This window comes from Anabaena sp. FACHB-1237, assembly GCF_014696225.1.
In the GTDB taxonomy this organism is placed as follows: Bacteria; Cyanobacteriota; Cyanobacteriia; order Cyanobacteriales; family Nostocaceae; genus FACHB-1237.
The window spans coordinates 47,044-56,183 of record NZ_JACJPV010000028.1 but is presented as its reverse complement, the minus strand read 5'-3'; the positions used below and the strand labels follow the sequence as shown (position 1 = coordinate 56,183).

Genomic DNA, 9,140 nt, shown 5'->3' with positions numbered 1-9,140 from the left:
CTGAGTCTTTCCATTGCTAGTCTTAGCTTGTATCTAAGTCGTTTGAATTTGTGTCCAATACTTAGATCATGTTTTGATTTAAGTTTATCAAGATGTGAGCAAAGTTTGGCTATTTTGCTGAAATCTCCTGAGTTATGAGGTACAGAATTAACAGGCAGGATGCCTGTTCCACAGGGGTTTTATGATTTCAGTTTTTACCTCATTGATATGAAATATGCTGTATTAACTACTCACCAATCACCAATCACCAATTACCAATCACCTAGTCTGTAAACCTGGGTGTGAGACAATAGGGACAGTCTAGCCATTCTGGTTGTAGTTCAGCACTACAGGTATTACAGGTCAGACTACTTTTGCGTTTAGCTTTTAATTCGGCTTCTAAACCTGTATCTGTATATACTACCCTTTCTACTTCTTCTAGTGTAGTTACTCCTTGTCTTACTAAGTTTAAACTATAAGCTAGTAGGGTTTTCATGCCTTCTTGGATCGCTACCTCTTTGATCCTTTCTGTAGGTGCTGCTTGGTTAATTAGGGCTTGTAGCTTTTCCGTAATCCGCATTACTTCATATACACCACACCGTCCTTGATACCCTATACCTTTACAAGCTGGACAAACTTTCATACTAGGATTTGCAGCTAATACTTTTGGTTCTATGGTATTGGCTTTATAGAATTTTACCGCACCTTCTTGGGACGCTGATAAACCATAACGTGCTAGTTCTTTTGGTGTGGGTGTGTAGGGAATTTTACATTCTCCACAAACACGACGTATCAACCGTTGTGCTAGTACCCCAATTAGGGAACTGGAAATCATGAAGGCTTCAATATCCATTTCTACTAAACGGGCGATCGCTCCTGGTGCATCATTGGTATGTAAGGTGGTTAATACTAAGTGTCCTGTTAACGCTGCTTCAATAGCTGTTTTCGCTGTCTCTTTATCCCTTGTTTCCCCCACTAGTAACACATCGGGATCTTGTCGCAAAAATGCCCTTAAAGCTGTGGAAAAGTCTAATCCCTTCTCTCTAATTACCTGTACCTGGGTAATCCCTGGTAAACTGTATTCTACTGGGTCTTCTACCGTACTAATATTAATCCCTGGATCGTTCTTTTCTGCTAGTGCAGAATACAATGAGGTGGTTTTTCCTGAACCAGTAGGTCCTGTTACCAAAATCAATCCAAAAGGCTTACTCACCATATCTTTGACCATATTCAAGGTTTCTGGATCGGTGATTAATTTATCTAACCCTAGCTGGGTAGAGGAGTTATCTAAAATCCGCAAACAGATTTTTTCACCGTAGCGACTCGGTAGAGTATTCACCCGAAAGTCTACTTTTCTACCTTCAAAAATGCGGCGAATTCTTCCATCCTGCGGTAATCTTCTTTCCGATATATCTAAGTTAGAAATAATTTTAAATCGCGCTGTCACAGATGGTATAATATGTTTGGGCATGATCGGCACGGCTGGTGATTCCCGTAATATTCCATCTTTGCGGTAGCGTACCCGTAGGTGTTCTTCTTGGGGTTCTACATGAATATCTGAGGCTTTATCTTTTAAGGCTACTAACAGAATTTTATTCACAAGATTGATAATTGGTGCACCTTCGGCCCCACTTTTGGCCTCTGATAAATCCACTTTATCATCTTCTGGTGCTACATCCTTCAAATGTTCACTTAAATTTATGATATCTGAACTGATATCAGTCATTTTATCTTGTTCTTTCTGTTTAGCTTTGGCTACTTTAACATCTAAGTATTGGTTAATAATTGCTTGATAATCTTCTTTAGTGATTACCTGTCTTTGCAAAGCTAAAGGAGGATTTTGCGAATTAAGCAGATGGTTTAGTTCGTCTAATGCTTCCAGATGATCTGGATCTTGCATAGCTACTAAAACGTAGGGAGGATTTTGATCTTCGTGTTTAGACAATGGTACTAAACTACGACGACGACATAAATCTTCGGGAATCAGAGTATCAATTAAACTTCCTATATTACTGGCATTAATGCTGTGAATTTCGGGATCTACAAATTCAACTCCGTATAAAATCTTTAATTCAAATAAATTTTGCCTTTTGTATTCTCTGGCAAGTTCTGGTGTTAATGTTTTCCCAGTAATTGATTCTAATACTTCTGTAAGCGGTCTGTTATTTTTACGACTTTCAATGAGAGCTCGTCTCATATCGTCGCTACTAACATAGCCTAATTGTACTAGTTTGTTGCTGAAAGGTGAAAGCTCACTTCTAGTGGTTAACGCAGTGCTGTGTTTGGGTAATGATGAATATGTCATAGATTGGGCTATATGAATTTAAATTAAAGAAATTTGTTGAAGTAGGGCTTGCCTAATCAACCTTAACCCGTTTATTAATCAGGGTTTGGATGACTTTTAGTGCAATTGGAAAGTACAAGGTTTTGGCTGATTGTGTCTGAAAAGCCTGGCATTTTTGGTTGTTGTATCTGAAAAATTGAGGATATCAAAATAGCTAAAACTGTTCCCTACCCTTACAGATAAATAAATTTTTCACCAAACCCTGAGTATTCCCAGATTTATGATAAATATTGCTTGTAATGGGTTATGAGATTTTAAATGACTTGAGACAGGTCTATGTATTCAATTTATCGTAAATCATTATTTTAGCTTCTTTATATAGTAGTTTATATTTTTAATAATCTGACCAACGCTAGATCGTAATAAAACTTATTAACTAACTGTTACTATTAGTATAGTATACACAAATCTATATTATTATAGGTTATAGGTAAAAAAATGATTAATTCTCGGCAATTAGCTTTTATTTCTCTTAAGGATATTCATAAAGGTGCTTATGTTGATATTGCTTTAGATCGTATTTTCAAAAAACATCAGTTACCTGATCACGATCGCCGATTAATTACGGAATTAGTATATGGTAGTGTCAGAAGACAACGCACTTTAGACAGTATTATTGATCAAGTAGCTACTAAAAAATCCGCTCAACAACCATCGGACTTAAGAACTATTTTACATTTGGGTTTATATCAAATCCGCTATCAAGAAAAAATTCCGGTTTCTGCTGCTGTTAATACTACAGTAGAACTGGCCAAGAAAAATGGTTTTTCTGGTTTAACTGGTTTTGTTAATGGTTTATTACGTCAATATTTACGGTTAGCAGAAAAAAAACCAGAACCTTTGATATTACCGGAAAATCCTGTAACTAAATTGGGGATTTTACACAGTTTTCCTGATTGGATCATTGAAGTTTGGGTATCACAATTAGGTTTTGATAAAACGGAAAAATTATGTTTGTGGATGAATCAAACTCCCACTATTGATTTAAGAGTGAATATTTTGAAAAGTTCTCTTGAAGAAGTAGAATCTGCTTTAAATTCAGCTAATATTTTAGTTAGGAGAATTAATCATTTACCCCAAGGATTAAGATTAATTAGTAGTGCTGGTCAAATTCAAAATTTACCCGGTTTTCATCAGGGTTGGTGGACTGTTCAAGATAGTAGTGCTCAGTTAGTGGCACATTTACTTAATCCTCTATCTGGTAGTGTAGTTATAGATACTTGTGCTGCACCAGGAGGAAAAACTACCCACATTGCCGAATTAATGGGAGATCAAGGTACAATTTTGGCTCTAGATAAAACCGCTTCTCGACTGCGTAGGTTACAGGAAAATGCCCAACGGTTACATTTACACTCTATCAAGATTTATACCGGAGATAGTCGAGAATTTCCTCAGTTTCATCATCGGGGTGATTATGTATTATTAGATGCTCCCTGTTCTGGTTTAGGAACTATGCACCGCCATGCGGACGCTAGATGGCGACAAACTCCTGCATCTGTACAAGAGTTAGCTAAGTTACAACAGGAATTATTAGTAAATACGGCAAAATTTGTTAAACCTGGTGGTGTGTTAGTTTATGCTACTTGTACGCTACATCCTGCGGAAAATGAAGAGGTAATTACCCAATTTTTAGCAGAAAATAGGCAATGGCGTGTAGAAAAGCCTTCATCTGATATTTTCCAGGTTTTAGATGTAAATAGCAAGGGATGGTTAAAAGTTTGGCCGCATTCCCAGGATATGGATGGCTTTTTTATGGTGCGTTTAAGAAATACTGCTAGTTAGGAGTCAGGAGACTGGTTGATCTCCTACCTCCACGGCAAGACTTTTTCACTCAACCCTAATTATAGAATCAATGCAATTTTAGGCAAGAACTAGGGATAAAATGAACTTAGTTAGCCTTAATCTCACATCACCAAAACCTATACATATCATGGATTTTGCTAATTTTACAGCCCAGTTGAATGCTGGCACGATTTTACCAGAGGGAATTGTCATTTTTACCCTTGTGGCGGTTTTGATTGTAGATTTGATTTTGGGGCGTACATCTTCTCGCTGGATCGGTTATTTAGCGATCGCTGGTCTTCTAGCTGCGACTGTCGCCCTGGGTTTTCAATGGGATTCCACTAATCCTATCTCCTTTAGCGGTGAGTTTAATAGTGATGATCTCAGTATTGTTTTTCGCGGCATAATTGCCCTTTCTTCAGTAGTAACTATCCTAATGTCCATTCGTTATGTGGAACAAAGTGGTACTGCTTTAGCTGAGTTTATCGCTATTTTATTAACTGCTACTTTGGGCGGAATGTTTGTTTCTGGTGCTAGTGAATTAGTAATGATTTTCATTGCCCTGGAAACTTTAAGTATTTCCTCCTATCTACTGACAGGATACACAAAACGCGATCCTCGTTCCAATGAAGCGGCATTAAAATACTTGTTGATTGGTGCTTCTAGTACGGCAGTATTTTTGTATGGTGTTTCTCTACTATACGGTTTATCCGGTGGACAAACTGAGTTAGGAGCGATCGCTAAAGGTATTTCTGCTGCTAATGTAGGACAATCTCTCGGTTTAGTCATTGCCCTAGTATTCAGTATTGCCGGTGTGGGTTTCAAAATTTCTGCTGCACCTTTCCATCAATGGACACCTGACGTATACGAAGGCGCACCTACACCCGTTATCGCATTCTTATCCGTCGGTTCTAAGGCCGCAGGTTTTGCCCTTGCTATTCGCTTATTAACCACTGTCTTCCCCGTCGTTGCTGATGAGTGGAGATTCGTATTCACTGCTTTAGCAATTCTCAGTATGATTTTGGGTAACGTAGTTGCCCTTGCCCAAACTAGCATGAAGCGGATGTTAGCTTATTCATCTATTGCCCAAGCTGGCTTTGTGATGATTGGCTTAATCGCTGGCACAGATGCGGGATATTCTAGTATGATTTTCTATCTACTAGTTTATCTATTTATGAACCTATGCGGTTTTACCTGCGTTGTCTTATTTTCACTACGCACAGGTACAGACCAAATTGCTGAATATTCCGGTTTATACCAAAAAGATCCCCTATTAACCCTTGGTTTGAGTCTATCACTCTTATCTTTAGGTGGTATTCCTCCCCTAGCAGGATTTTTTGGGAAAATTTATCTGTTTTGGGCAGGTTGGCAAGCAGGTCTTTATGGTTTAGTATTACTAGGCTTAATTACCAGCGTCGTTTCTATCTATTACTACATTCGTGTAGTTAAAATGATGGTAGTTAAAGAACCCCAAGAAATGTCCGATGTAGTCAAAAATTATCCTGTTGTCCGTTGGGACTTACCTGGATTTAGACCTTTACAAGTGGGCTTAGTTGTAACTTTGATTGCTACATCTATCGCTGGTATTTTATCCAATCCATTGTTTACCTTGGCGAATAATTCAGTTACCAATACTGCGATTTTACAAGCTACTAAAGTTGCTAACACTCCTGTAGTTGTGGTTACTACTAAACAAGGTGAATAATTTTAGCTGTATTAGCTGATATTATTTCAGGACTTATACAACCGACACATCAGTAAGGTGCGTCAGATATGAGTAATCTACTTATTTACTAGATTTATGCAATCTGACGCACCATACAAAAGATGTTTGCTGATGCAGATCCCCGACTTATCTAAGAAGTTGAGGATCTTTTTGTTATTAGCAACAGAAAACACAAATTTACCTGTAAATAGATGTTATTTTCTAAGATCAAAGGAATCTCAGAACTTATAGAAAAAAGATCAGTAAATATTTAGCCATTACCTAATGGTAAGTATTTAATTATAACATAATTCAACAATAAAAATGTTGAAAGTGTTGAAATTTCATCAATATAGTAAATCCAAAAATCTAAAAATTAACATAGATGACTTAACTTGTCATCTTGTAGATATTGTATATCAATTATTAATTGATACAAGAAATTGACAATCCTATAGTAACATTTAGCAACACCAGAAAAGTCTGTAATTAAGGCTTTTTACTTTTGATCATGCAAATTTGTCAAAATCCGAATTGTTCAAATCCCTTCAACCCAGATATTAATAAATCTTGTCTTAGTTGTGGACAAAATGACTTTGGAACAGTCCTGAGAAATCGTTACCACGTATTAAGATTATTAGGTGAAGGTGGATTTAGCAGAACCTACGCTGCTGAAGATATAGATAGATTAAATGCACCTTGTGTCATTAAACAATTTTTCCCCCAATTTCAGGGAACAACACAATTAAAAAAAGCAGCCGAATTTTTTAAGGAAGAGGCTTTAAGGTTATATGAATTAGGAGAAAATCATCCACAAATTCCTCGACTTCTGGCATATTTTGAACAAGGTTCTTGTTTATATTTAGTCCAGGAATTTATTATTGGTAAAACTCTATTAGAAGAAGTCCAAAACCGCGCTTATGATGAAAAAGAAGTGCGGCAACTTTTAGCAGACTTATTACCTGTTTTGGAATTTATTCACCAAAAAAATATTATTCATCGGGATATTAAACCAGAAAATATTATTCGTCGTGATAGTGATAAAAAACCAGTATTAATTGATTTTGGAGGTGCGAAACAAGTCACACAAACTAGTTTAGCTAGACAAGCAACGGCAATTTATACCCTTGGTTATGCACCTACAGAACAAATGGCTGGTTATGCTTGTCATGCTAGTGATCTATATTCTTTAGGAGTAACTTGTGTGCGGTTATTAACCCAAGATTTACCCCTACAAGATCACTATGGCCAATATAATGATCTCCTCTATGATCCCATGAATGCTAAATGGTTATGGAAGGAAAGATTGGCAAAAAAAGGAGTAATTGTTAGTCATCAATTACAGGCTATTTTAGATAAATTACTGCAACATTTTGTTAAAGAAAGATATCAATCAGCCCAGGAAGTTTTACAAGATTTAGAGTCTATTAACTCCCCTGTAAGTTTAAAATTTCCTTCGTTACCACAACCAAAATCAATGACAGATTTACCTCCAGAATTTGAAGAAATTTTGCAGAAAAATATAGAACATCAATTACAAACTAAACTAGGAAAAATCAGTCAAATAGGAAATGATGATCCAGAAAATCAACTAGAAAATCAATTAGAAACCAACACTAATTTACCTCCATTATATACCTTTGATTTTTATGTTGTGACTGTAGATACTAGAGGAAGAGAAATTTACCGCGATCGCTATAGTAGCAAATATTTTGAAGAAGAATTAAGCCGTAACATTATCTTAGAAATGATCTCCATTCCCGGAGGTACTTTTATGATGGGTTCACCAAACTTAGAAGGAGAACCAGACGAACATCCACAACATTCTGTAAAAATTGCACCATTTTTTATGAGTAAATATCCCATTACTCAAGCACAATGGCGCACCGTTGCTAATTTTCCCAAAATAGAAGAAAACATGAATCCTTATCCCTCAAAATTTAAAGGAGGAAATTTACCCATAGAAAATGTTTCCTGGTATGAAGCAGTAGAATTTTGTTTAAGGCTATCCAGAAAAACCGGGAGAAAATATCGTTTACCCAGTGAAGCAGAATGGGAATATGCTTGTCGCGCAGGTACTACCACATCTTTTCATTTTGGAGAAAGTATTAATTCTGATTTAATTAATTGCAGTGGTAGTGATACCTATACAACAGAACCAAAAAGTTATTTTCGTAGAGAAATTACAAATGTGGGTTATTTTGATGTAGCTAATGCTTTTGGTTTGTATGATATGCACGGTTTAGTGTGGGAATGGTGTGCTGATCCTTGGCATAATAATTATGATCATGCACCTACAGATGGTAGCGTGTGGGAAGATGGAGGAGATAAATATCGTCGGGTTTTAAGAGGAGGTGCTTGGAATTTTAGTGCTGAACTTTGTCGTAGTGCTAGTCGTAGTTGGAATGAAGCAGAAGGTGGTTTAAGAGTTTGTGGTTTGCGAGTGGTTTGTTCATGGTAAATTCTATCACTTTAGTTTAGGACTTACGCAAGTGTCACACCATTTACCAGATCCCCGACTTCTTAAAGAAGTCGGGGATCTTGTTTTTAACATTTAAACATTTAAAAAGGTACTACTTCAAACCTAAAAACTTCCACTAATTCATCATTAAGATAAACCTCTATTTGATATTTTCCCAAAGGATCTCCAGGAGTAATAGTCCAAAAATTTTGCATCATTCCATTAACAGGTACTTCACTTTTTATAGAAGTAGCTACTTTGCCATCTTTTGATATATAGAATTTATCACTATTTTCTGTTTTCCACATTTCTGGATGACTGGGTAAACGCAATACTTCTCGTAATTTAATCTTGCCACTTTTACGTTGATAGTTATTAATTTTCATGCGCCAACCATAGGCATCTCCAGGTTTTAATGGTACTGTATTTGTAGGAAAGAAATTAACTCTTCCCTGAGAGTCAATAATTCTTACGCCAAATTGCTTGCTATTAATTATCAGGTTATTTTTATTAGCTATAAAACTTTGCGGATAATTTTGTGCTAAATTTTGTGCTAAATTTTGTGCTAATAGTTTTTGAGGATAACATAAACCAAATAACCCAAAAAGAAAAATTACTAAAAATTTGGTATTGAATTTGGTATTGAATTTGGTATTTTTGATATTAATGATATTAAATATCTTGATCATAGGTATTTGTACAAATCATTATTGATGATCATAGATCCCCAAATTATTAAATAAATCGGGGATCTGTATGTATTATATTTATAGTCATAAAATATACATATTTAGTAACCGTGAAACAGGCATTTTGCCTGTTCATAGTGTACCTCATGTAGATGGAATGTGCTGTAAGTAAATGGATTG

The 9,140-nt window shown here is 36.1% G+C and carries 5 protein-coding genes; 3 read left to right on the top strand and 2 right to left on the bottom strand.

Going from position 1 to position 9,140, the window contains the following annotated elements; genetic code table 11:
• Positions 1–262: 262 nt before the first annotated feature.
• Positions 263–2,284, bottom strand: a complete 2,022-nt coding sequence (locus H6F32_RS14130; protein ID WP_190369963.1) for a GspE/PulE family protein — start codon at positions 2,282–2,284, stop codon at positions 263–265.
• A gap of 477 nt (positions 2,285–2,761) precedes the next feature.
• On the opposite strand from H6F32_RS14130, the gene H6F32_RS14125 reads away from it, so the two are divergent.
• The 3 genes from H6F32_RS14125 to H6F32_RS14115 all read left to right on the top strand — a co-directional run bounded on the left by H6F32_RS14125 (position 2,762) and on the right by H6F32_RS14115 (position 8,271).
• A complete protein-coding gene (locus H6F32_RS14125; protein ID WP_190369962.1) occupies positions 2,762–4,105 on the top strand; it encodes a 16S rRNA (cytosine(967)-C(5))-methyltransferase in 1,344 nt (447 codons plus the stop codon).
• A 148-nt stretch (positions 4,106–4,253) separates the two neighbouring features.
• Entirely contained in the window at positions 4,254–5,810 is a 1,557-nt protein-coding gene (locus H6F32_RS14120; protein WP_190369968.1) for an NAD(P)H-quinone oxidoreductase subunit N, read from the top strand.
• Positions 5,811–6,321: 511 nt separating this feature from the next.
• Positions 6,322–8,271, top strand: a complete 1,950-nt coding sequence (locus tag H6F32_RS14115; RefSeq protein ID WP_190369961.1) for a bifunctional serine/threonine-protein kinase/formylglycine-generating enzyme family protein — start codon at positions 6,322–6,324, stop codon at positions 8,269–8,271.
• A gap of 101 nt (positions 8,272–8,372) precedes the next feature.
• Here H6F32_RS14115 and H6F32_RS14110 read toward each other — a convergent pair whose 3' ends face one another.
• Positions 8,373–8,960, bottom strand: coding sequence for a hypothetical protein (locus H6F32_RS14110; protein ID WP_190369960.1), 588 nt, complete (start codon positions 8,958–8,960; stop codon positions 8,373–8,375).
• Positions 8,961–9,140: the final 180 nt, after the last annotated feature.